We start from the raw sequence: 23,289 nt of genomic DNA, 5'->3' as shown, positions 1-23,289 counted from the left end.
CGGCCGGTCGCACCGCGTCCCCGGCCGCTGACGGCGAGAGCCGGGACCCGCCGGGCCGTCACGTCCGGGGCAGGACCACCGTCTCGGCGGGGTCGAAGGTCACGCCCACCACGGCCCCCTCTTCCGGAGTGTCCCCGAGGGCGCACTCCGCCTCCAGGTCGGGCCCCTCGTCGGGGTGCAGGACGACACTGACGTGGTGCCCCCGGAAGGTGCGTGCGCCCGCCGTGCAGCGCAGGCCGTCCCGTGGGGCGCCGAGCCGGACACCGCCGGGCCGGACCAACAGCTCGCACGGGCCCTGAGGGGATCCCTCCGGTACCGGGACCTTTCCCCAGACGGTGTCGGCGGCCGTGCCGGTGACCGTCGCGTCCACCAGGTTGTCGAAGCCCAGGAAACGGGCCACGAAGGGGGACGCGGGACGCTGCCAGACCTCCAGCGGCGTGCCCTCCTGGGCGATCGTGCCGTCGCGCATGACCACGACCCGGTCCGCGAGGGCGAAGGCCTCGCCCTGGTCGTGGGTGACGGCGAGCACGGTGGTGCCCAGCCGGCCGAAGAGGGTGCGCAGTTCGACGACGAGGCGTTCGCGCAGGCCGCGGTCCAGCTGGCCCAGCGGCTCGTCGAGCATCAGGAGTCCGGGGCGAGGGGCGAGCGCCCGCGCCAGGGCCACCCGCTGCTGCTCGCCGCCGGACAGGGAGGCGACGGCCCGGCGGCCCGCGCCGGGCAGGCCGACCAGGTCCAGGAGCTCCGCGGCCCTCTGCTCGCGTTCGGCGCGGGGGACGCCGTGCATCCGCAGCCCGAACTCGACGTTCGCGCCGACGTCCCGGTGCGGGAACAGCTGGTGGTCCTGGAACATCAGCCCGAGTCCGCGCCGGTGCACCGGCAGCGGGGCCTGGTCGGCGCCGTCCAGCAGGACGCGGCCCCCGTCCAGGGGCTGCAGCCCGGCAACGGCCCGCAGCAGCGTCGACTTGCCGCTGCCGCTCGGCCCCAGCACGCAGACGATCTCGTGGTCGGCGACCTCCAGGTCCACGCCGTCGAGGGCGGTACGCCCACCGAACCGGACCGTGACCGCATCCACTTCCAGCATTCTCAGAACTCCCCGGATCGGTCGGTGCGGATGCGTTCGAGCACGAGCAGGGACACCGCGCAGACGAGCATCAGGATCGTGCTGAGGGCCATCGCCTGGCCGTAGTTGAGCTCGCCCGAGCGTCCCAGCAGCCTGGCCACGGCGACCGGCAGCGTGGGGTTGTCTGGGCGGGCGATGAACACGGTGGCGCCGAACTCCCCCAGCGACACGGCGAACGCGAAGCCCGAGGCCACGAGCACCGCCCTGCGGACCAGGGGCAGGTCGACCTCCCGCCACGCGCGCAGCGGCGAGGCACCGAGCACGGCGGCGGCCTCGCGCAGCCGGTCGTCCACCGCGCGCAGGACGGGAAGCATCGTCCGTACGACGAAGGGGACTCCCACCAGCGCCTGGGCGAGAGGCACCAGGATCCAGGAGGTGCGCAGGTCGAGCGGCGGCTCGTCGAGCGTGATCAGGAAACCGAAGCCGACGGTGACGGCCGACACCCCGAGGGGCAGCATCAGCAGTGCGTCGAAGCCCCGCACCAGCCGTCCCGCGCGCCGCCTGGTCAGCGCGGCGGCGGCGAGGCCGCCGATCACGAGGGCGATGAGGGTCGCGACCAGCGCGTACCGCAGGGAGTTGCCGATGGCGTCGAGCGGCGGCACCAGGAAGGTCGAGCCGTTGGCGTCGGCCGACTGCAGCGCGCGGTAGAAGGCGAACCCGTAACCAGCGGAGGTGTCCAGGGAGCGTTCCACGAGTACGCCGAGCGGCAGCAGGACGATCAGCAGCACGCTGAGCAGCACACCGCCGAGCAGCACCCGCTGGCCCGCGCCGCGGGGAGGCCGGGAGGTCTGCGCGGGGTCGACCAGCTTCAGCGCCGTCTCCCTGCGGCGCACGGTCCAGGCGTGGACGGCGAGGATTCCACCGACCGCGGCGAACTGCACCAGGGTGAGCACGGCGGCCGTCGGGAGGTCGAGCAGTTGCGCGGTCTGCCGGTATATCTCCACCTCCAGCGTGGAGTACGCCGGTCCGCCGAGGATCTGGACGACGCCGAAGGAGGTGAAGGTGAAGAGGAACACCATGAGTGCGGCGGCGGCCACGGCGGGCGCCAGCGCGGGCAGGGTCACCCGCCGCCAGGCGGCAAGACGTCCGGCGCCGAGCACCCGGGCGGCCTCCTCCTGGCGAGGGTCGAGCTGGGACCAGAGTCCGCCCACCGTCCGCACGACGACGGCGTAGTTGAAGAACACGTGGGCCAGCAGGATCGCCCACACCGTGGTGTCGAGCCGTACGCCCCAGAGTTCGTCGAGGAGCCCTCCGCGTCCCAGCAGCGCCAGGAACGCGGTGCCGACCACGACGGTCGGCAGCACGAACGGCACCGTCACCACGGCGCGCAGCAGTTGCTTGCCCGGGAAGTCGAAGCGGGCGAAGACGTAGGCGCCGGGGAGCGCGACCAGCAGGGTCAGCGCCGTCGAGGCGAGGGCCTGCCAGGTGGTGAACCACAGGACGTCCAGGATGTCGGACCGGCCGAGCACCGCCCCGATCCGGCCGAACTGCCAGACCCCGTCCGTCCTCAGCCCCCGGCCGACGATCGCGGCGACCGGGTAGGCGAAGAACACCGCGAAGAACGCGACGGGCAGGGCCATCAGCCCGAAACGCGTCGCGTTCCCCCGCCACGCGGGAGGCGCGGCTACTTCACGACGAGCGAGGACCACGACTGGACCCACTGCTCACGGTTCTCGGCGATCTTCTCCGGGGCCACGGTCGCCGGCTCGTCGACGGTGGCGCCGAACTTCGTGAAGAGCTCCGGCAGCTTCGCGTCCTTCGCCACCGGGTTCACGAACATGTTCAGCGGCATGTCCTCCTGGAACGGCTTACTGATGAGGAAGTCCAGCAGCGCTTTGCCGCCCGCCTCGTTCTTCGCACCGTCCAGCAGGCCGGCGAACTCGATCTGGCGGAAGCAGGTGCCGGTGGCCACACCGGTGGGGGCCTCGGTGGGCTGCGGATCGGCGTACAGCACCTCGACGGGCGGGCTGGAGGCGTAGGAGACGACGAGCGGGCGGTCGGCCTTGGCCTTCCTGCCGCCCGCGGAGCCGGAGAACTCCTCGTTGTACGCCTGCTCCCAGCCGTCGACGACCTTGACGCCGTTGCTCTTCAGCTTCTTCCAGTAGTCCCGGTAGCCGTCCTCACCGTGGGCGGCGACGGTACCGAGGAGGAAGCCGAGACCGGGCGAGGATGTGGCGGCGTTCTCGGTGACGAGGAGGTTCTTGTACGCGGGCTTCAGCAGGTCGTCGAAGGACTGCGGCGGGTCGAGCTGCTTGTCGGCGAAGTACTTCTTGTCGTAGTTGACGCAGATGTCGCCGGTGTCGACGGGCGTGATCCGGTGCTTGCCGGCGTCGAGCTGCGTGCCGGCCGCGACACGTTCGAGGCCCTTCGCCTTGTAGGGCGTGAACAGACCGTTGTCGAGGGCGCGGGAGAGCAGCGTGTTGTCGGCGCCGAAGAACACGTCGCCGCGCGGGGACCCCTTGGTCAGGATCTCCTGGTTGAGCGCCGCTCCGGCGTCACCGCTCTTGAGCACCTTGACCGTGTAGCCGGTCTCCTTCGTGAACGCCTTCAGGACGGCGTCCGAGGCGTTGAAGGAGTCGTGGCTGACGAGGGTGACGGTCTTGGAGGCCGTGCCTCCCCCGCCGTCGCCCTTGTCGTCCGCGCCTCCGCAGCCCGCGAGCACGGACACGCCGAGCGCGGCGGCGAGTGCCGCGGCCGCGTACTTCGTGGTGGTGTTCATGTGATTCCTCCTGGAGATGACCAGGAAGAGACGCGGCCCCACCCGCTCGGCGAGCGGGCAGGGCGCAACAGCTTGAGTAAGGTCCGAACTTCCTACCCGGAATGACCCGGGCGAGGTTCAGAGGGTCTGCGGCCGACCTGTCCTCGGTGCCGCACTCTCAGCGCTGTGGCGCTCCCCTGTCGGAATATGAAGTTGGCTTCCGGCCCAGGCTACACCGGCGGGATCACCCGGCACTGGCGGGATCCCGCGTCACTGGCGGGATCACCGGAGCACCGGGCCGGCACCGCCGGACCCGGCCGAGGCCTCCTCAGCGCTCGGTGGCCGCCAGCTGTCCGCAGGCCCCGTCGATCTCCTGGCCGCGGGTGTCCCGGACGGTGACCGGTACGCCGTGGGCCGCGATGGCCTCCACGAACGCCTTCTCGTCCTCGGGCCGCGAGGCGGTCCACTTGGAGCCGGGGGTCGGGTTCAGCGGGATGAGGTTGACGTGGACCCGCTTGCCCTTGAGCAGCCGTCCCAGCCGGTCGCCGCGCCACGCCTGGTCGTTGATGTCTCGGATCAGGGCGTACTCGATGGAGATGCGGCGGCCGGACTTCTCCGCGTACTCCCACGCGGCGTCCAGGACCTCGCGCACCTTCCAGCGGGTGTTCACGGGGACGAGGGTGTCGCGCAGCTCGTCGTCCGGGGCGTGCAGGGAGACCGCGAGGCGGCACTTGAAGCCCTCGTCGGCGAAGCGCAGCATGGCGGGGACCAGGCCGACCGTGGACACCGTGATCCCGCGCTGCGAGAGCCCGAGGCCGTCGGGCTCCGGGTCCGTCAGCCGCCGGATCGCCCCGACCACGCGCTTGTAGTTGGCCAGCGGCTCGCCCATGCCCATGAACACGATGTTGGACAGTCGCGCCGGGCCGCCCGGGACCTCGCCGTCGCGCAGCGCGCGCATGCCGTCCACGATCTGGTGCACGATCTCGGCGGTCGACAGGTTCCGGTCGAGGCCGGCCTGCCCGGTCGCGCAGAACGGGCAGTTCATGCCGCACCCGGCCTGCGAAGAGATACACATGGTCACCCGGTCCGGGTAGCGCATGAGGACGGACTCGACGAGCGTCCCGTCGTGCAGCTTCCAGAGCGTCTTGCGGGTGGTGTCGTCGTCGGTGCTGATGTGGCGGATCACCGACATGAGGTCGGGGAACATCGCCTCGGCGAGCTTGTCCCGCGAACCGGCCGGGATGTTGGTCCACTCCGCCGGATCGTGCGTGTACCGCGTGAAGTAGTGCTGCGACAGCTGCTTGGCACGGAAGCCCTTCTCGCCGGTCGCGGCGACTGCTTCCTTGCGCTCGTCGGGTGTGAGGTCGGCGAGGTGCCGCGGCGGCAGCTTGGCTCCGCGGGGCGCGACAAACGTGAGTTCTCCGGGCTTAGGCATGGTTCATCCAGTGTCGCAGACACGCCGTGGTACTAGCGGCCGCCGGCGGGCCCGGGGCCGCACAGCGGGCGCCTGCGGGGCTCTGACAGGCCATGGCGGCACGGCCCGACCGCAGGACAGTGACCGATCGCACGGCGGCCACGAGGTGCGCACGGAGGAACACCGGGGCCTAGAATCGAATGCGTGTCCGAAAACCTTTCCCGTCTGGACCGCCTCCGCATCGTGCGCGAGTGGCAGGCCTATCAGCTCGGCCGGACCGACCGGACCATCGCCGAGCTGGAGGAACGCGAGGCTTCCGCCGTCCGGGCGGCGCGTGTGCTGCCGCCTACGGTGCCCGGATGGAAGCTGTCCGTGCTGCGCTCGGGCGACGGGAACCGGCCGGACGCCGTCCACACGGGCGACTGCGGCATGGCCGGAAAGCGGACACAGGCCATGACCCGGGAGCAGGCTCTGCGCGCACTCACCCAGGACGGGGTCACAGCCTGCCCGTACTGCCGGCCGGACAGGGAACTCGGGGTGCTGTGAACCCCGCGCGCACGGAAACGGGGCCCGCCGTCCTGTGGACGGCGGGCCCCGTTCGACCCTGTGCGGAACGGCTGGCTGCTGCCGTGTCAGCCGGATCCGACGAAGAGCACCAGCAGCAGCCAGACGACCGGAGCGCTCGGCAGCAGCGAGTCGAGCCGGTCCATGATGCCGCCGTGGCCGGGCAGCAGCGTACCCATGTCCTTGATCCCCAGGTCCCGCTTGATCATCGACTCGCCGAGGTCCCCGAGCGTGGCGCTGGCGGCGACGGCGAGGCCCATCAGGAGCCCCTGCCACCAGGTCCCGTCGTCGATCAGGAACTGCAGGCACAGCGCGCCGGCGACCATCGCGAAGGCCACCGCGCCGAACAGGCCCTCACGCGTCTTGCCGGGGCTGATGCGCGGCGCCAGCTTGTGCGTACCGAAGCGCCAGCCGACGGCGTACGCACCGGTGTCGCTGACCACGGTGAGCAGGAGGAAGGTGAGCACGCGCCACGGACCGTCGTCCGCCGTCAGCATCATCGCGACGAACGTGGCGAGGAACGGAACGTAGAAGACGGCGAACACGCCGGCCGTGACGTCCTTGAGGTAGCCCTCGGGCGGCTCCGTCATCCTCCACACGAGCACCGCGAGCGCCGTGAGCGCCATGGCGACCCAGGCGCCCTCGGACCCCCGCACATAGCCGGCGACGACCATCGCGGCGCCGCCGACGGCCAGCGGAACGAGCGGCGCGTTGATGCCCTTGCGTTCCTTCAGCCGGGAGGTGAGCTCCCACAGCCCGACCACCACCGCCAGCGCGATCACGCCGACGAAGACGGCCTTCACGATGAAGAGCGAGCCGACGACGAGGGCGCCGAGGCCCACGCCGACCCCTATGGCGGCACGCAGATCACGCCCCGCACGCTTCTTGTGCGGCTGTGGGGGCAGCGTGGTGGACATGGGCTCCTGCGGGCTCTCGTCACGGAACAGGGGGCCGCTGACGCGCGCGGCGTCCCTGTTCCGGTCGTCGGCGTCTCTACCTTCGTCGGGAACGTCCGGCACGATGGGCATGGGCCGAGTCTGCTGGGCGGCGTGCACATCGTTCGCGGGACCCGCCGGGGCCGCCCCCATCTCGGGCGTGCCCCAGTAGCCGGCTCCCTGCTGGGCGCCCCAGGAGGAGTCGTTCATCAGACTTCGAGCAGCTCGGCTTCCTTGTGCTTGAGCAGCTCGTCCACCTGCGCGACGTACTTCGCGGTGGTGTCGTCGAGCTCCTTCTCGGCGCGGCGGACCTCGTCCTCGCCGGACTCCTTGTCCTTGACGAGCTTGTCGAGCGACTCCTTGGCCTTGCGGCGGATGGAGCGGATCGAGATCTTGGAGTCCTCGGCCTTGGTCTTGGCGACCTTGATGTACTCCTTGCGGCGGTCCTGCGTGAGCTCGGGGAACGTCACGCGGATGATGTTGCCGTCGTTGCTCGGGTTGACGCCGAGGTCGGAGTCACGGATCGCCTGCTCGATGTTGCGCAGCGCCGTCTTGTCGAACGGGGTCACCACGGCCATCCGCGGCTCGGGAACCGAGAACGAGGCGAGCTGGTTGATCGGGGTCAGAGCGCCGTAGTAGTCGGCGACGATCTTGTTGAACATCGCCGGGTGCGCGCGGCCGGTACGGATGGCGGCGAAGTCCTCCTTCGCGACCACGACGGCCTTCTCCATCTTCTCCTCGGCCTCGAGGAGGATTTCTTCGATCACCACGTGCTCCTGCGTGTCTTGAGCGGACCCGGCACAGCCGGGGCCTGCGGATCCTGCGTCGCGTCCTCACCTGCACGGTGTCCGACCGGCAGGCCGTTGTCCATCTTCGGGGCCGTCAGGCCCGGGTGCTCCGGTCGCTCACCAGCGTGCCGATCTTCTCACCCTTGACCGCGCGGGCGATATTGCCCTCCGCGGTCAGCTCGAAGACGAGGATCGGAAGCTGGTTGTCACGGCACAGCGTGATCGCGGTGGCGTCGGCGACCTTGAGGTCACGGGCGATCACCTCGCCGTACTCCAGGGCGTCGAACTTGACCGCGTCGGGATTGGCCTTCGGGTCGGAGTCGTACACCCCGTCCACGCCGTTCTTCCCCATGAGCAGCGCCTCGGCGTCGATCTCCAGGGCACGCTGGGCAGCGGTCGTGTCGGTGGAGAAGTACGGCATGCCCATGCCGGCGCCGAAGATCACGACGCGCCCCTTCTCCAGGTGCCGCACGGCACGGAGCGGGATGTACGGCTCGGCGACCTGGCCCATGGTGATAGCGGTCTGGACGCGCGAGTCGATGCCCTCCTTCTCCAGGAAGTCCTGCAGCGCCAGGCAGTTCATCACGGTGCCGAGCATGCCCATGTAGTCGGAACGCGCCCGGTCCATGCCGCGCTGCTGGAGCTCCGCGCCACGGAAGAAGTTGCCGCCGCCGATGACGACAGCGATCTCCGCACCGTCCCGGACGACCGCGGCGATCTCGCGGGCGATGGTGTGCACGACGTCGGGGTCGACGCCGAGGCCTCCGCCACCGGCGAAGGCCTCACCGGAGAGCTTCAGCATGAAGCGTCCGGAAATCGTGCCGTCGTCGCGCTTGTGGTCACCCTGTGTGGCGTCCGCGCCCTTGTTCATGGAGATTCTCCTCGTGCACATACGAAGAAGGCCATTGCCGGTGGGTCTCTCGTCCCTCAGCGGCAATGGCCTCCTCGTCAGATCTGCGGTCGTACGGCTGAGTGCGGCCGACGACTGCACCAGACCCTATCGGGTCCACCGTTGTTCGCGGACGGACTCAGATGCCGACCTTGATACGCGTGAAGCGCTTCAGGGTCACACCGGCCTCGTCCAGGACCTTCTGGACCGACTTCTTGTTGTCCAGCGCGTAGGGCTGGCCGAGGAGGGTGGCCTCCTTGAAGAAGCCGTTGACGCGACCCTCGACGATCTTCGGGAGCGCGGCCTCGGGCTTGCCCTCGGCGCGCGTGGTCTCCTCGGCGACGCGGCGCTCGGCCTCGACGACCTCGGCGGGGACGTCCTCGCGGGAGAGGTACTTCGGCGCGAAGGCGGCGATGTGCTGGGCGAGGCCCTTGGCCAGGTCGGCGTCGGCCTTGTCCAGCTCGACCATCACACCGATCTGCGGCGGCAGGTCGGGCATGGTGCGGTGCATGTACACGGAGATGAACGCACCGTCGAACTGCGCGAAGCGGTCCAGGACGATCTTCTCGCCGAGGTTGGCGTTCGCCTCGTCCACGTAGGCCTGGACGGTCTTGCCGGACTCGATCTCCGAGGCGAGGAGCGCCTCGATGTCGGCCGGAGAGGTCGCGGCGACGTGGGCGGCGAGCGTGTTGGCGACGGCCTGGAACTTGTCGCCCTTGGCGACGAAGTCCGTCTCGCACTTCAGCTCGAGCAGGACGCCGGACGTCTTGTCCTCGGAGACGAGGGAGACGACGGCACCGTTCTCGGCAGAACGGCCCTCGCGCTTGGCGACGCCCTTCTGACCCTTGATGCGGAGCGCCTCGACAGCGCCGTCGACGTTGCCGTCGGCCTCGTCGAGCGCCTTCTTGCAGTCCATCATGCCGGCGCCGGTGAGCTCGCGGAGCTTCTTGACGTCAGCGGCGGTGTAGTTCGCCATGAGTCTGTTTCTCTCTCGAAGTCTGAAAGATCTACGGGTGAACGGCGGGGGCGGTGCCAGTGCACCGGCCCCCGCCGTCATTCAGCCGTGACTGACGGGTGTCAGGCCTGCTCGGCGTCCGCGGCCGGAGCCTCGGCGGCGGCCTCGTCCTGCTCGGCAGCGGCGGCGGCCGGCTCAGCGTCGGCGGCCTTCTCGGTCTCGGCGGAGGACTGGACCTCGTCCGTGCCCTCGGCGTCGGCCTTCTTGTCGCCCGCGAGCAGGTCGCGCTCCCACTCGGCGAGGGGCTCGCCGGCGGCCTTCTCGCCCGGCTTCGAGTCACCGGTCGCGGCACCGGAGCGGGCGATGAGACCCTCGGCGACGGCGTCGGCGATCACGCGGGTGAGCAGGGTGACGGAGCGGATCGCGTCGTCGTTGCCCGGAATCTTGTAGTCGACCTCGTCGGGGTCGCAGTTGGTGTCGAGGATCGCGACGACCGGGATGTGGAGCTTGCGCGCCTCACCGACGGCGATGTGCTCCTTCTTGGTGTCGACGATCCAGACGGCGCTGGGCACCTTCTGCATCTCGCGGATACCACCGAGGGTCTTCTCCAGCTTGGCCTTCTCGCGGGAGAGGACCAGGAGCTCCTTCTTGGTGAGGCCGGAGGCGGCCACGTCCTCGAAGTCGATGAGCTCGAGCTCCTTCAGACGCTGAAGGCGCTTGTAGACGGTGGAGAAGTTGGTGAGCATGCCGCCGAGCCAACGCTGGTTGACGTACGGCATGCCGACGCGCGTCGCCTGCTCGGCGATGGCCTCCTGGGCCTGCTTCTTCGTACCCACGAACATGATGGAGCCGCCGTGGGCGACGGTCTCCTTGACGAACTCGTAGGCGCGGTCGATGTACGACAGCGACTGGAGCAGGTCGATGATGTAGATGCCGTTGCGCTCGGTGAAGATGAAGCGCTTCATCTTCGGGTTCCAGCGACGGGTCTGGTGACCGAAGTGGACGCCGCTTTCCAGCAGCTCCCGCATCGTGACGACGGCCATGGCCGTACTCCTTGAGGTACTCGGTTGTCGCGACCGCAGGATTGCTGTCGCGCCTGACGCCCCGACGCGCCGTGCCACAAAGGACCGAGAGGCGCGGCCACCGTCCGCAGAGAGGGAGATGGAGGGGCGTGCGAAGTCGACCCGGTGACCCGGATCGCCAGAAGAAGTGTACGGGACCCGTCGAGTGCCGGGTGACGGCGATGTCCACAGGGGCTCGGCCGTCCACAGGCAAGGTCCATGATCCCCGCGGAACGGGCCGCCGGGAGATGGTTCGCTCATGCGCCGCACACCACCAGTGGACAACGTAGTCCGGCTCCCGTCCGTCCGTCCTCCGCAGGCCCGCCCGCCCACCGCGTTCGTCGCGGTGTCCCTCGTCCTGTCAGCGGCCGCCGCACTGCTCGCCGCCCTGCCGGGAGCCTCCGCGCCGTGGGTACCGGCACCGAGGGCTTCGACGGTGACGTCGGCGTCGGCCGCCGCATCGGCGGCCACAGGGCCCGCGGCCACGGGGGCGCCGACGGGAGCGGACGGGGGCCGGGCCTGGCCACTGGCGGGCCGTCCTGTCGTCCTACGGGGCTGGGAGCAGCCCGCGGGCCCGTACGCACCGGGACACCGCGGCGTCGACCTCGGCGCCCCGCCGGGCACACCGGTGCGTGCCGCCGCGCCGGGCCGGGTCGTCTTCGCGGGTCCGGTGGCGGGGCGCGGGGTGGTCTCCGTCGATGTGGCCGGCAGCGGAGAGCCCCCGCTCCGCTTCACCTACGAACCGGTACGCGCCGAGGTGGCCGCGGGCGACGAGGTGTCCGCGGGGCAGGTGGTCGGAGTCGTCGGGCCCGAGCCCTCGCACTGCGCCGCCGGGTGCCTCCACTGGGGCCTCAGACGCGGCGAGGTCTACCTGGATCCCCTGACGCTGCTGCCGCCCTCGCTGCTGCGGCGCGGCCCTTCCCGGCTGCTGCCCGTGCTCGGCGTTCCGCTGCCCGGCGCCGCGTCGCGCACGGGCCCGGCCGGTGTGTGACGCGGCATCGGTCAGCGCAGTGCGTCAGACCGCCCCGCCCATGTGGTCAGCCACGCTTGTGGTCAGCGCCGTGCTTGTGGTCAGCGCCGTACGCCAGACCAGCCCTACGCACGTGGGTCAGCGCCGCGCTTCGCGTGAGCGCCCTGCGTCAGGTCAGCCCCGTACTCCGCGCAGGATCATGGCCACGGCGGTGTCGGCGACGACGCCGGGCTCCTCCGCCGCACCCAGCTCGATCCTGCGGACGGCCGCGTCCACGGAGCCCTGGAGCAGCATGGCCGCCAGTCTCGGCTCGGTGTGGCCGAGGTCCGCGAGCGCCTCGACGATCATGGCGATCAGCCCGCCGTGCGCGGCGCGGATCTTCTCCCTGGCACCCGCGTCGAGTTCGCTCGCGGAGATGGCCACGACCGCGCGGTGCCGGCGGTCCCCGACCAGGTCGAGCTGCCTGCGCACGTAGGCCTCGATCTTCGCCTCCGGCGCATCGGCGCGTTCCATCGCGTTCTCGACCTCGGCGGCCCAGACGGGGAAATCGACGGCGCAGAGCTCCTCGACGACGGCCGCGCGGGAGCGGAAGTACTCGTAGACGGAGGACCTGGCGAGGCCGGTGCGCTCGGCGAGGGCGGGGAAGGTCAGCGCCTCCGTACCGCCCTCGGACAGCAGGGAGCGAGCGGCGTCCAGGAGGGCGCCGCGCTGCATGGTCCGGTGCTCGGCCACGGAGGCCGCTCGAATCCTGGGCACCCGTCCACTCTACGGCGGCGCCCGCCGGAAGGGCGTGGGCATCCGCGGCCGGGTGGCCGGGGTGCCTCACGTCAGCGTCCGGCGTCGGCCAGCTTCGCGCGGAGCTGCAGGACGGACTTGGTGTGGATCTGGCTGACCCTGCTCTCGGTGACCCCGAGGACGTTGCCGATCTCGGCAAGGGTCAGGCCCTCGTAGTAGTAGAGGGTCACCACGGTCTTCTCCCGGTCCGGGAGCGTGTTGATCGCGCGGGCGAGCAGTCGTCTGAGCTCACGGTCCTCGGCGACCTCGACGGGGTCGTCGGCGGCGGTGTCCTCCAGGGTGTCCATCAGGCTCAGCCGGCCGCCACCCTCGCCTCCGACGTGGAGCAGCTCCTCCAGGGCCACCACATTGGCAAGTGACAACTGGCTGAAAACAGCGTGCAGTTCCTCCAGAGCGACACCCATCTCCGCGGCGACCTCGGCCTCCGAGGGGGTACGCCGCAGCTGCGCCTCCAGGGTGGCGTAGGCGCGCTCGACGTTGCGCGCCTTCTGCCGGACGGACCGGGGAATCCAGTCCAGCGCGCGTAGTTCGTCGATCATCGCGCCGCGGATCCTGGTGATGGCGTACGTCTCGAACTTGATCGCGCGCTCGATGTCGAACTTCTCGATGGCGTCGATCAGCCCGAAGACGCCCGAGGAGACGAAGTCCGCCTGCTCCACGTTGGACGGCAGCCCGACGCTGACCCGCCCGGCCACGTACTTCACCAGGGGCGAGTAGTGCAGGATCAGCTGCTCGCGCAGCCGCCCGTCGCCGGTGGTCTTGTACGAACGCCACAACTCGTCGAGCGAGGAAGGAGCGGCGGGGCGCACAGTGCCACGCGCGGCCGGTGGGACTGCCGCGCGGTCAGACCCGGAGGTGTGCTGGGGCATGTGATGCCTTGAGCCATTCTGCTGTGGGCGTGCTGGGACGTGTCTCTGGGGCGGATTCCTTGTGAGCGTAGCGTGACTGAGGTGTTGCGGTGCGCTCAGGACAAGGCAACCGTGCGGTGCGAATGCGTTTCATTTCCCCCGTCGCCGGACGCGGCCGGAGGCGGGGGACGCCGCCGCGCGCACCTGCTTCCATAGGCCTGACCGGGTGCTGCCGGTGTCATCGGCAACACCATTTCACCCGAATGCTCCGGGTCAAGTACCGCCTCGCCGCAGGCCCCCATTGCGAGTGGGTACCGGTGTCAACCACCATCGGTCGCCCTCGCGTTCGACGAACCCCAGTCAGTGTGGTTCGCACAACAGGCCGACGACTGTGCTCCGTTGCCCGCGCCGGCGGGGCAATGAGGTGCCCACAGGGGTGTGACACGTCCGCAGGGTCACTGCGGACGCCCCCGGCGGGCGGATCATGGCCACCCGTGCCTGGATCTCACCGTCATGGGTGAACCGGCCGCCGCGGTGGACGTGCGCGCCATGTCGCCCACGCGCGACGCCGAGGGCGGGAGGGGCCTGGTACCGACGCCCGGCGTAAAGCACCCAGCCCCCGGGGACACGGTGGCGAGGCCGCACGGCGGCAAGACGGCGAGGCGCAGCCAGTCACGGGGGCCCGTCGTCGGGCGCCGGGGGCGGTGCCGCCGCCAGCCTCCAGCCCGCTCCGTGGCGTTCGACGAATCCCGTGGAGTGCAGTTCGTACAGTCGGCCGCGCGCCTCGTCGACGCCCACCCCTGCCCCACGGGCCACATCGGGCACGCGCACGACCCCGCTGCGGGGAAGGGCGTCCAGGACACGTGCGGTAACCGCGTCCAGACGGTCCCTGGGCAGTACCGGGCCGCGCCGGGCGGGGGCCAGGTCGCCGATATCGCCCACGAGTTCGGCCACCTCCGAGGCGTCGGTGACCAGGGTGCCCTCGCCTCGCAGGAGTTCATGGACTCCCGACGACAGTCCGCTGGTGGCGGGGCCCGGGACACCCATCGCATGGCGGCCCAGCCGCTGTGCGTTGCGGGCCGTGACCAACGAGCCGCTGCGGTATTCGGCCTCCACCACCACCGTCCCCCGTGTCAGCGCGGCGATGACGCGGTTCCGCATCACGAACCTGCTGCGGGTCGGATGCGAGGAGGGAGCCAACTCACCCACGATCAAGCCCTGTTCCGCGATCCGGCCGAGCAGCTCGGTGTGCCCCCTGGGGTAGGCGACGTCCACTCCGCAGGCCAGCACCGCGACGGTCGCCCCTCCGGCGGCGAGCGCACCGCGATGGGCCGCCGCATCCACCCCGAAGGCGGCACCGGACACCACCACCCAGCCGCGCTCCGCCAGCCCCGCGCCGAGGGACGCCGCCATGTGGGCGCCGTACGGGGTGCACGCCCGGGCCCCGACGACCGCGACCGAGCGCAGGGCCCACAGCCGGAGGTCGGGGCCGCCCCTGACCCACAGCCCGATCGGCCGTGCGTCGCCCAGGTCGTCGAGCTGGGTCGGCCACTCCCGGTCTCCGGGGCAGACGAACCGCCCGCCGATCGCCGACACGTCCGCCAGGTCCCGTCCGGGGTCGACGCCCGACGCCCGCAGGCGGCAGCCCGCGAGGCGCGTGGCGCCGGCCCCTTCGAGCACTCGCACCGGTCCGTCACCCCCGGTCAGGCGCCGCATCAGCTCGACGGGGCCCAGCTCCCGGAGCCAGCGTCCGCCGCGCTCGTCCCCGGGTTCGAACACCCGGGTCAGTGCGGCACGCGCCAGCCGCTCCCGGTGCCCGTCGGTCGGCGGGTCCTGCCCGTGCGCCGCCGGCCCGTTCACGAGGCACCCGCCCGCATCGGAACGCCGCGCTGTACGCCCGTCCGGAGCTCCAGCGCGACGGCGACGTCCGAGGCGTCGGGCCGGTCGGCGGCTCTCAGGTCGGCCACCGTCCAGGCCACGCGCAGAACCCTGTCCAGCCCGCGGGCCGTGAGGGCTCCGCGCTCCATGTCGCGCTCGGCGGCCGCCAGCGCACCCGGCGCCGCGACCAGTCGGGTACGCAGCTCGTGGCCGGGCACCTCGCTGTTGGTCGTCCACGGAGTGCCGGCGAGCCGCTCGGCGGCCCTGACCCTGGCCTGCCGCACCCGGGCGGCCACCTCGGCCGAGGACTCGCCGCGGCCCCCGCCGCCCAGCAGGTCGGCTCTGCTCACCGGCTCGACCTCGACCCTCAGATCCACCCGGTCCAGCAGCGGACCGGACAGCCGCGCCTGGTAGCGGCGCACCGCGGACGGCGCGCATTCACACCCCGACCCCGCCAGCGTGTGCCTGCCGCACGGGCACGGGTTCGCCGCGAGGACCATCAGGAAGCGCGCGGGCAGCCGCACGACCCCGGCCGCGCGCGCGACCACGACGTGCCCGGACTCGAGCGGCTGGCGCAGCGCGTCGAGCGCCCGGCCCGAGAACTCCGGTGCCTCGTCCAGGAACAGGACGCCCCGGTGGGCGAGCGACACCGCTCCGGGTCTGGGCAGGCCGTTGCCCCCGCCGACGAGCGACTGCATCGTCGCCGAGTGGTGCGGAGCGCAGTACGGCGCCCTGCCGATCAGCGGTTCCCCCGGCGGAAGGATGCCCGCGACCGAGTGCACCGCCGTCACCTCCAGGGACTCCCGCCGGGTCAGCGGCGGCAGGATCGCCGTGAGCCGCTCGGCCAGCATGGTCTTCCCCGCGCCGGGCGGTCCCGAGAGCAGCAGGTGGTGTCCGCCCGCGGCCGCCACTTCCAGGGCCGTGCGCGCCCGCGTCTGCCCTGCGACGTCGGCCAGGTCCGGCCGGTGCCCCGTGCCGTCGGCGGAGGGCGGCACCAGCCCCGAGCCGAGACCCGCACCCGGGACCATCAGGCCGGCGAGCATCGCGTCGGGGCGGCCGATGCCCGCCTCCGGCTCGTCCGGTACCGGTTCGTCGCCCAGGACGGCGATCAGCTGGCGCAGGCTCCGGACGCCGAGGACCGCGATGCCCGGCACCAGGGCGGCCTCCCCCGCCGTCTGCTCCGGTACGACGACCTGGCGGTACCCGGCCTCAGCCGCCGCGAGCACTGCGGGCAGCACCCCGCGCACGGGCCGCACCCGGCCGTCCAGGCCCAGCTCTCCGATCATCACCACGTCGGCGATGGCCGCCGGGTCGATCCGCTCCGCCGCGCCGAGCACCGCGCACGCCACAGCGAGATCGAATCCCGAACCACTTTTCGGTACAGAGGCGGGCGAAAGGCCCACCGTGAGCTTCTTCTGCGGCCACTCCGCCCCGGAATTGACGACCGCAGCCCTGACCCGGTCCCTGCTCTCCACCAGACTCTTGTCCGGCAGACCGACCAGGGTGAACGCCGCCACGCCCGGTTCCAGGTCGGCCTGGACCTCCACCACCACACCTTCGACGCCCACCAGCGCCACCGAGCACGCCCGCGCGAACCCCATCAGGCCACGCCCCGCACGTGCTGGACGACCGGAGCGCCCCGCCTGGGCACGAGGATCCCGACCAGATCGATCCGGGCCCCGCCGGGCGGCGGTCCGCCGTGCCGGTCGAGCCAGATCTCCGCGAGCCTGCGGAGCCGGTCGGCCTTGGCCGGCGTGACCGCCTCCATCGGATGCTCGAAGGAGCCCGCCCTGCGGGTCTTCACCTCACAGACGACCACCGCGTCGCCGTCCATCGCGACGATGTCGAGCTCTCCCGCCCGGCATCGCCAGTTGCGCTCCAGGACGGTCATTCCGGCGTCCGCCAGCAGCCGCGCCGCCAGGTCCTCGCCGTACCGCCCGAGTGCCCCCCGTGCGTTCATCCGGCACCACCTCCGGCACCGACGATGACGCCTCACGCGCAATCCATTGGATCTTGGTGGATAACCCTCTCGATGTGGAAATCCCGGCCACTCGTACGAGTGAACCGGGAGACCGGGGAGCACCGTCGGCATCAGCCTCCGGGAAGCTCGAGGTCGCTCTTGTTGAGCTCCTCGATATTCACATCCTTGAACGTCAGGACGCGGACCTGCTTGACGAACCGGGCAGGCCTGTACATGTCCCAGACCCACGCATCCGCCATGGAAACCTCGAAAAAGACCTCGCCCTGGACCGAGTGCACCTGCATCTCGTAGTCGTTGGTGAGGTAGAAGCGCCGTTCGGTCTCGATCACATATTTGAACAGACCGACGACATCGCGGTACTCCCGGTAGAGCTTCAGCTCCATCTCGGTCTCGTACTTCTCGAGGTCCTCGGCACTCATGGCATGTTCCCCTTCAGCCGTGCGTCCCCCTATTGTGCGTCAGCGCCGCGCGCCCCTGGCCGATTAGGCGATTTCGGGGGCGAGGACCAGCGGAACACTCGGGGGACCCTCGTCGAGCAGCGTGCGCAGCAGCCCGGCGAGCCTGGTCGGGTACACCGTCTCACGCGTGGCCAGAAGTTCGGCGGAAGTCCACCACCTCAGACCGGCGACGCTGCGCAGCTCCAGCTCCGTGTGCCCCTTGCGGTCGGTCGAGGTCTGCGAGGTACGGGCCAGGAAGTACCACTCGTCCTGGTCCCAGCGCCGCCCGTCGAACGGGAAGGAGCAGACGCGCGTCCACAGCAGCGGCCCCAGCGTGACGTCCGTGATCCCGGACTCCTCCGCGAGCTCACGGAGGGCCGCCTGCTCGCGGGTCTCCTCTCCCTCCAGCCCGCCTCCCGGGGTGAACCACCAGGTGTCGGCCGGGTCGTCGGGTTCGAAGCCGTGCAGCAGCAGGATCCGGTCGTCCGGGTCCAGGAGGATCACCCTGGCAACCTTGCGCACCTCAGCGGGCACCGGCGGTCGCCTTCGGCCGCTTCGGGCCACGGGCGGACCGGGCGGCCAGGGGGCCGTAGGCCGCTCCGCCCAGGATGAGGACCACTCCCACCACCAGGGCGCCGACCTGCAGCGGCAGGGGCCCGCTGGACGACACCCCTCCGGGCAGGGCGGCGAAGGCCTGCGGCCGGCCGATCATGCCGCCCAGGGGCCACGCCACGGCGTCCACACGGGCCTGGACGGCACTGCGCGGTACGGAACCGTGCCCGGGGTCCTCCAGGTGGACGCGGGAGTCCATCGAGGTGTTGCGCTCGTCCCCGAGGAGGAAGAGCTGCCCCTCCGGGACGTCGGCCGTGAACTTCTGGGCGGATGCGGGGGCCTTGCCGTCCGCGCCGACGAGCGACGAGGCGCCGTCCGCGCGCAGATACGGTTCGTCGATGGGCTTGCCGTTGACGGTGAGGCGGCCGTCGTCGCCGCAGCACGCGATCGTGTCGCCGCCCACCCCGACGACGCGCTTGACCATCGGCACGTCGCCCCAGTCGGAGTCGGTGAAGACGACCACGTCGCCGCGCCTCACGTCACCGCCGTCCACCCGCTCGGCGAGCACCCGGTCCCCTGCGTTCACCGTCGGTGTCATCGAGTCGGTCGGCACCGTGTACGGCGCGTACACCACCGCTCCCCAGGCGAATCCGCCGAGGAAGAGCACACAGCCGACGGCCACGGCGAGGTTCGACACCACAGTGCCGAGCCGGCCGCGGCCGTCATCCGTACGTCCTGTTCCACTCATCCCAGCGCTCCCCCATCGGAGATCGACAATCGCTGATCCGAGTCGGCACCCTACCCGGCGGTACGCCCGCGGGTCAGCCTGCGGCGACGCCAGAACACGAGGGGCAGCGCACCGGCTACACCGAGTGCTCCCGGCACGGCGGCGGAGGCCGCCGCGTTCAGCCCGGGCTGGTCGAACGTCTTCGGCACGGGCAGGGTCGCCCAGCGGTTGATGGGCCAGGCGATCACGATGGCCCGGCCGACGACCTCGTCGTTGGGGACCGTGCCGCCGCCGGGAAGCTCCTGGTGGTAACGGGAGTCCCACGAGTTCTGCCGGTGGTCGCCCATCACCCAGATCCTGCCCTTGGGCACGTGGACCGGACCGAAGGGCTCGTCGTCGCACGCGCTGTTGCCCTTGAAGATGAACGACTTGTCGTCGAGCGCCTTGCCGTTGACCGTGACCGGTCCGTTCTTCTTGCACTCGACCGTGTCACCGCCCACCGCGATGACCCGCTTGATCAGGTCCTTCTCCTCGGCCGACGGCATCAGCCCGATGAAGCTCAGGAACTTCTGCACCGCGTTGGGCTCGGGCGTCGCGGTGTCCTCCAGCCAGCCGCCCGGGTCGTGGAAGACCACGACCTCGCCACGCTCCGGCTCCGCGCCGAACCACGGGGTCAGCTTGTCGACCAGTACCCGGTCACCCCGCTGAAGGGTGTTCTGCATCGAGTCCGAGGGGATCGAGAACGCCTGCACCAGGAAGGTCTTGATCAGCAGCGCGAGAATGAGCGCGATACCGATGAGGAGCGGCAGTTCCTTCCAGAAGGACCGCGGCTTCTTCACCGCCCTGCTGCTACCGCCCGCGGCGTCGCCGTCACTGTCCGCACCCACCGGAACTCCCTCGTTCGAGGGCCGGTCCTCGGGTTCGTCGTGTCCGGATCGTGCGCCGACCGCCAAATCCCCCACATCCACTCCTCACTCCGTGCCACCGCCCGCGTCCGATCCGGCGCAGGCCCACCACTCCCATAACGAGCGGGAGTTCCGCAGGGGTCGGGAGCAGGACCATTCCGTTGCGATCCTGGGAGGACAGACTATTCGACGGCCCCGGTCCGGCAGTCGTCCCGGCGCGCCCTTCGGGGACCGAGGCGTACGTCCCGGGCTCCTCCAGCTTGCGCCAGTGGCCGAAGGGCCAGGCGATCACGACGGCCCTGCCCACGACCTCGTCCTCCGAGACCGTGCCGTTTCCGGGCTTGTCGAGGTGGAAGCGCGAGTCCGCGGAATTGGAACGGTGGTCGCCCATCACGAAGATCCGGCCCCGGGGAACCTTTACCTCGAATTTGAGAGTGGACGGCACGTCGCCGGGGTTCAGGTAGGGCTCGTCGAGTGCCACACCGTTGACCGTGATCCTGCCGTCGGTGCCGCAGCACTTCACGGTGTCGCCCCCGACGGCCACCACGCGCTTGATCAGATCCTGCTCATCCTCGGAGGGGAGCAGCCCGATGAAGGTCAGCAGTTCCTTCATCTGCTTGATGCCCGCCGGCGGGTCCTCGGCTGCGGGGGCCTCCTGCTGCAGCCAGCCGCCGGGGTCCTTGAAGACGACGACGTCGCCGCGCTCGGGCCCGGAGCCGAACCACGGGGTCAGCTTGTCCACCAGCACCCGGTCCCCGATCCTGATCGTCTGTTCCATCGACCCGGAGGGGATCACGAAGGCCTGGACGAGAAAGGTCTTCAGCACCAGCGCGATCAGCAGGGCCACCAGGACGAGGAGCGGGATCTCCTTGATGGCGGACCTGCGTCTGCGACGTTTCACCTTGCGGGCGAGTCTGCGACGCTCCGCGCGCGTGGGCAGGGAGCGCGGCGTCGTCGGCCGTGATCCGGTGGGCAGCGGAGTGTCCGCGTCCGTGCCGGCGCGGCCACGCCCCCGGTTACCCATGGTCCGCGCCTGTCGGCCGTATGCCCGCGAAGGCGCCTGTGCCCTCCAGGGAGCCGATCCTGCCGAGCGGCCAGCCGAGCCAGTCGACCCGCCCGATCACACGCTCGACGGGCACCATGCCCCCGCCCGGCTCCCCCAGGTGGTCGCGGGAGTCGCGGGACCGGCTGCGATGGTCGCCCATCACCCACAGGGTGCCGCCGGGCACGACGATGTCGAAGGCGGCCTCGGACGGCCTGTCCCCGGGGTGGATGTAGCCCTCGCTCACCGCGGTGCCGTTCACCTCGAGCCTCCCCCGCCTGTCGCAGCAGACCACCCGGTCGCCGCCCACGCCCACCACCCGCTTCACGAAATCCGTCCCGGCGGGCTCGGCCAGTCCCAGGGACGCGGCCGCCGCGCGCAGCAGTTCACCCACGGGGTCGCCGGCGGTGTCCTCCTCGCGCACGAAGGATCCGGTGCCGTCGAAGACCACCACGTCACCGCGCCGGGGTTCGGAGCCGAAACGGTACGCCAGTTTGTTGACGAGCACCCGGTCCCCGATCCTCAACGTGGGTTCCATCGAGCCGCTGGGGATGAGGAAGGGCTGGAGCACGAACGCGCTGAACAACAGCAGTGCGGCGGTGCAGACCATCCCCAGGAAGGCCGTGCGTCCCCAGGACACGGGCCCGGGCATCCGGTCCCGGACATGCGCGGAGCGCGACCCCTCCTCCGGCCCGTCCGCGGGTCCTGAGGAACGATCGCGCTCCGTGTGCTGTGCTTCCGTGTCCATCGGGGCCGGATTCTATCCGGCCGCGCTGTGGACGCCGGAGTTGAATCAGCGGTCGCGCTTCTCCTTGATCTTCGCGGCCTTGCCGCGGAGCTCACGGAGGAAGTACAGCTTGGCGCGACGGACGTCACCGCGGGTGACGAGCTCGATCTTCTCGAAGATCGGGCTGTGCACCGGGAAGGTGCGCTCGACGCCGACGCTGAAGGAGACCTTGCGGACCGTGAAGGTCTCGCTGACGCCCGAGCCCTGGCGACGGATGACAACGCCCTTGAACTGCTGGATACGGGAGCGGTTGCCCTCGATCACGCGCACGTGGACGTTGACGGTGTCACCCGGGCGGAACGCCGGGAGGTCGGTACGGAGCGAGGCGGCGTTGACGCCATCGAGCAGGGAGGTCATGTTGTCTGCTTTCTTCGCCGATGCCACAGGTCATCGACGGGAGAGAGTGAAGTTCGGACGCTGATCACATCGGACGGGCGTCTATCCCCCTGTGGCAGGGGCGCACGCCGGACGTACAGCGGACCTATTCTTCCACGGCCCCCGGCCTGCGCCAAAATCGGCCGCCGGGCTCCGGTGACCAGCCCAGGATGGAGAGGATCTCGCGGTCCTTCTTGTCGAAGCCGGCCGCCTCGCAACGCTCGATGAGATCCGGCCGGTTGAGCGCGGTGCGGCGGAACGCCTCGTCCCGCCGCCAGCGCGCGATGCGCCCGTGGTGCCCGCTCAGCAGCACGTCCGGGATGCCGCGGCCACGCCACTCGGGGGGCTTCGTGTAGACCGGGCCCTCCAGGAGGTCGGCCATGGCTCCGGGCGCGAAGGAGTCGTCCCGGTGGGACTCGGCGTTGCCGAGCACTCCGGGCAGCAACCGGGCCACGGCCTCCGTGACGACCAGGACGGCGGCCTCCCCGCCGGCCAGGACGTAGTCCCCGATGGAGACCTCGACGACGGGCATCCGGGTCGCGTACTCGTCCGTCACCCGGCGGTCGATGCCCTCGTAGCGGGCGGGGGCGAAGACCAGCCACGGCCGCTCCGACAGCTCCACGGCCAGTTCCTGGGTGAAGGGCCGGCCACTGGGCGTGGGCACCACCAGCACCGGGGAGTGCGCCCCGGCCTCGTATCCGTCGGCCAGCAAGTCGTCCAGGGCCTCGCCCCACGGGCCGGTCTTCATGACCATGCCGGGGCCGCCGCCGTACGGGGTGTCGTCGACGGTGTTGTGCCGGTCGTGGGTCCAGTGACGCAGGTCGTGGACGTGTACGTCCAGGCTGCCCCGGGCGCGCGCCTTGCCGACGAGGGAGACGTTCAGGGGTTCGAGGTACTCGGGGAAGATCGTGACGACGTCGAGCCGCATCACACGCCGCCCTTCGTCCCGTCGTCCGCGGCGTCGTCGCCGGCCTCGTCCTCGTCCCGCGCGGACGCGACGACGGCCTCGCTCTCGTCGATCAGACCGGGCGGGGGCGTGATGACGGCACGCTGCTCCTCCAGGTCGATCTCGGTGACGATCTCCTCCACGAACGGGATCATCACCTCGCTGCCGTCCGGCCGCTCGACGATGAAGAGGTCCTGCGAGGGCAGGTGCGTGATCTCCGTGATCCGGCCGATCTCGGTGCCGTCGGCCAGGACGACGTCGAGGTCCATCAGCTGGTGGTCGTAGAACTCCTCGGGATCCTCGGGCAGTTCCGCGGGGTCGACCTCGGCGATCAGCAGGGTGTTGCGCAGCGCCTCGGCGGCCGTGCGGTCGCGGACACCCTCGAACCGCAGCAGCAGCCTTCCGCTGTGCACCCGGCCGGTCTCGATGGCCAGCGGCCCCACGTGGGCGGGCTCGGTGGCCAGCACGGCGCCGGGCCCGAGCCGGAGCTCGGGCTCGTCGGTGCGCACCTCGACGGTGACCTCGCCCTTGATGCCATGGGCGCGGCCGATCCGCGCAACTACCAACTGCACGCTGTTTCTCCCGGTGTTCTCTTGCTGAGGAGGTGGTGATGTACGGACGA

The 23,289-nt window shown here is 70.9% G+C and carries 25 protein-coding genes and 1 riboswitch; of the genes, 2 read left to right on the top strand and 23 right to left on the bottom strand.

Annotation, left to right across the window (positions count from 1 at the left end; genetic code table 11):
- Positions 1-58: 58 nt before the first annotated feature.
- The 4 genes from ACFYY2_RS25835 to rlmN all read right to left on the bottom strand — a co-directional run bounded on the left by ACFYY2_RS25835 (position 59) and on the right by rlmN (position 5,253).
- The gene (locus ACFYY2_RS25835; protein WP_388746906.1) at positions 59-1,081 is read right to left on the bottom strand and encodes an ABC transporter ATP-binding protein; all 1,023 of its coding nucleotides are present in this window, start codon (positions 1,079-1,081) and stop codon (positions 59-61) included.
- Between the two features lie 2 nt (positions 1,082-1,083).
- Positions 1,084-2,700: an ABC transporter permease gene (locus ACFYY2_RS25830; protein WP_388746903.1), complete on the bottom strand. Its 1,617-nt coding sequence runs from the start codon at positions 2,698-2,700 to the stop codon at positions 1,084-1,086.
- A gap of 44 nt (positions 2,701-2,744) precedes the next feature.
- Positions 2,745-3,839 (bottom strand): thiamine ABC transporter substrate binding subunit, encoded by a 1,095-nt coding sequence (locus ACFYY2_RS25825; RefSeq protein WP_388746900.1) that lies wholly within the window; start codon positions 3,837-3,839, stop codon positions 2,745-2,747.
- Positions 3,840-3,910: 71 nt separating this feature from the next.
- A riboswitch (TPP riboswitch) is annotated at positions 3,911-4,027 on the bottom strand.
- Positions 4,028-4,146: 119 nt separating this feature from the next.
- Positions 4,147-5,253 carry a 23S rRNA (adenine(2503)-C(2))-methyltransferase RlmN gene (rlmN, locus tag ACFYY2_RS25820; protein ID WP_388746897.1) on the bottom strand — a complete coding sequence of 369 codons (1,107 nt, stop codon included), beginning with the start codon at positions 5,251-5,253 and terminating at the stop codon, positions 4,147-4,149.
- Between the two features lie 183 nt (positions 5,254-5,436).
- Here rlmN and ACFYY2_RS25815 point away from each other — a divergent pair, with 183 nt between their 5' ends.
- Entirely contained in the window at positions 5,437-5,778 is a 342-nt protein-coding gene (locus ACFYY2_RS25815) for a DUF6233 domain-containing protein (protein WP_388746894.1), read from the top strand.
- 86 nt (positions 5,779-5,864) lie between these two features.
- Here the strand turns inward: ACFYY2_RS25815 and ACFYY2_RS25810 are convergent, their stop codons facing one another.
- The 5 genes from ACFYY2_RS25810 to rpsB all read right to left on the bottom strand — a co-directional run bounded on the left by ACFYY2_RS25810 (position 5,865) and on the right by rpsB (position 10,406).
- Positions 5,865-6,941, bottom strand: a complete 1,077-nt coding sequence (locus ACFYY2_RS25810; RefSeq protein WP_388746891.1) for a phosphatidate cytidylyltransferase — start codon at positions 6,939-6,941, stop codon at positions 5,865-5,867.
- Entirely contained in the window at positions 6,941-7,498 is a 558-nt protein-coding gene (gene frr / locus ACFYY2_RS25805) for a ribosome recycling factor (protein WP_031100531.1), read from the bottom strand. Before frr ends, ACFYY2_RS25810 begins: the two co-directional genes overlap by 1 nt.
- A 115-nt stretch (positions 7,499-7,613) precedes the next feature.
- Entirely contained in the window at positions 7,614-8,390 is a 777-nt protein-coding gene (pyrH, locus tag ACFYY2_RS25800) for a UMP kinase (RefSeq protein ID WP_327114023.1), read from the bottom strand.
- Between the two features lie 157 nt (positions 8,391-8,547).
- Entirely contained in the window at positions 8,548-9,384 is an 837-nt protein-coding gene (gene tsf / locus ACFYY2_RS25795; protein WP_388746888.1) for a translation elongation factor Ts, read from the bottom strand.
- A gap of 101 nt (positions 9,385-9,485) precedes the next feature.
- Positions 9,486-10,406, bottom strand: coding sequence for a 30S ribosomal protein S2 (rpsB, locus tag ACFYY2_RS25790; protein WP_014153797.1), 921 nt, complete (start codon positions 10,404-10,406; stop codon positions 9,486-9,488).
- A gap of 364 nt (positions 10,407-10,770) precedes the next feature.
- On the opposite strand from rpsB, the gene ACFYY2_RS25785 reads away from it, so the two are divergent.
- On the top strand, positions 10,771-11,415 hold the full coding sequence (locus tag ACFYY2_RS25785) for a murein hydrolase activator EnvC family protein (protein WP_388747117.1): 645 nt from the start codon (positions 10,771-10,773) through the stop codon (positions 11,413-11,415).
- A gap of 153 nt (positions 11,416-11,568) precedes the next feature.
- Here the strand turns inward: ACFYY2_RS25785 and ACFYY2_RS25780 are convergent, their stop codons facing one another.
- The 14 genes from ACFYY2_RS25780 to rimM form a co-directional block, all read right to left on the bottom strand.
- A complete protein-coding gene (locus tag ACFYY2_RS25780; RefSeq protein WP_388747114.1) occupies positions 11,569-12,126 on the bottom strand; it encodes a TetR/AcrR family transcriptional regulator in 558 nt (185 codons plus the stop codon).
- A 95-nt stretch (positions 12,127-12,221) separates the two neighbouring features.
- Entirely contained in the window at positions 12,222-13,058 is an 837-nt protein-coding gene (whiG, locus tag ACFYY2_RS25775) for an RNA polymerase sigma factor WhiG (RefSeq protein WP_388746884.1), read from the bottom strand.
- A gap of 651 nt (positions 13,059-13,709) precedes the next feature.
- Positions 13,710-14,897, bottom strand: a complete 1,188-nt coding sequence (gene dprA, locus ACFYY2_RS25770; RefSeq protein WP_388746881.1) for a DNA-processing protein DprA — start codon at positions 14,895-14,897, stop codon at positions 13,710-13,712.
- Complete coding sequence (locus ACFYY2_RS25765; RefSeq protein WP_388746877.1) at positions 14,894-16,516, bottom strand: YifB family Mg chelatase-like AAA ATPase; 1,623 nt, start codon at positions 16,514-16,516, stop codon at positions 14,894-14,896. The genes dprA and ACFYY2_RS25765 overlap by 4 nt, the downstream gene beginning before the upstream one ends.
- The gene (locus ACFYY2_RS25760) at positions 16,516-16,875 is read right to left on the bottom strand and encodes a YraN family protein (protein WP_388746874.1); all 360 of its coding nucleotides are present in this window, start codon (positions 16,873-16,875) and stop codon (positions 16,516-16,518) included. The genes ACFYY2_RS25765 and ACFYY2_RS25760 overlap by 1 nt, the downstream gene beginning before the upstream one ends.
- Positions 16,876-17,006: 131 nt before the next feature.
- Positions 17,007-17,315 carry a DUF2469 domain-containing protein gene (locus ACFYY2_RS25755; RefSeq protein WP_003965949.1) on the bottom strand — a complete coding sequence of 103 codons (309 nt, stop codon included), beginning with the start codon at positions 17,313-17,315 and terminating at the stop codon, positions 17,007-17,009.
- Between the two features lie 63 nt (positions 17,316-17,378).
- Positions 17,379-17,867, bottom strand: a complete 489-nt coding sequence (locus ACFYY2_RS25750; protein WP_388746871.1) for an NUDIX hydrolase — start codon at positions 17,865-17,867, stop codon at positions 17,379-17,381.
- Positions 17,857-18,633 carry a signal peptidase I gene (gene lepB / locus ACFYY2_RS25745; RefSeq protein WP_388746868.1) on the bottom strand — a complete coding sequence of 259 codons (777 nt, stop codon included), beginning with the start codon at positions 18,631-18,633 and terminating at the stop codon, positions 17,857-17,859. The genes ACFYY2_RS25750 and lepB (ACFYY2_RS25745) overlap by 11 nt, the downstream gene beginning before the upstream one ends.
- A 50-nt stretch (positions 18,634-18,683) precedes the next feature.
- A complete protein-coding gene (gene lepB / locus ACFYY2_RS25740; RefSeq protein WP_388747111.1) occupies positions 18,684-19,451 on the bottom strand; it encodes a signal peptidase I in 768 nt (255 codons plus the stop codon).
- 31 nt (positions 19,452-19,482) lie between these two features.
- Positions 19,483-20,541 (bottom strand): signal peptidase I, encoded by a 1,059-nt coding sequence (gene lepB / locus ACFYY2_RS25735; protein ID WP_388746865.1) that lies wholly within the window; start codon positions 20,539-20,541, stop codon positions 19,483-19,485.
- Positions 20,534-21,307 (bottom strand): signal peptidase I, encoded by a 774-nt coding sequence (gene lepB, locus ACFYY2_RS25730; RefSeq protein ID WP_388746862.1) that lies wholly within the window; start codon positions 21,305-21,307, stop codon positions 20,534-20,536. Before lepB (ACFYY2_RS25730) ends, lepB (ACFYY2_RS25735) begins: the two co-directional genes overlap by 8 nt.
- Positions 21,308-21,352: 45 nt before the next feature.
- Positions 21,353-21,703 (bottom strand): 50S ribosomal protein L19, encoded by a 351-nt coding sequence (gene rplS, locus ACFYY2_RS25725; protein ID WP_031100562.1) that lies wholly within the window; start codon positions 21,701-21,703, stop codon positions 21,353-21,355.
- 124 nt (positions 21,704-21,827) lie between these two features.
- Positions 21,828-22,649 carry a tRNA (guanosine(37)-N1)-methyltransferase TrmD gene (trmD, locus tag ACFYY2_RS25720; protein WP_388746859.1) on the bottom strand — a complete coding sequence of 274 codons (822 nt, stop codon included), beginning with the start codon at positions 22,647-22,649 and terminating at the stop codon, positions 21,828-21,830.
- The gene (rimM, locus tag ACFYY2_RS25715; RefSeq protein WP_388746856.1) at positions 22,649-23,239 is read right to left on the bottom strand and encodes a ribosome maturation factor RimM; all 591 of its coding nucleotides are present in this window, start codon (positions 23,237-23,239) and stop codon (positions 22,649-22,651) included. Before rimM ends, trmD begins: the two co-directional genes overlap by 1 nt.
- Between the last annotated feature and the right edge of the window lie 50 nt (positions 23,240-23,289).

This window comes from Streptomyces sp. NPDC001822 (assembly GCF_042892135.1).
Taxonomy (GTDB): Bacteria; Actinomycetota; Actinomycetes; order Streptomycetales; family Streptomycetaceae; genus Streptomyces.
This window is presented reverse-complemented; position numbering and strand designations above follow the sequence as displayed.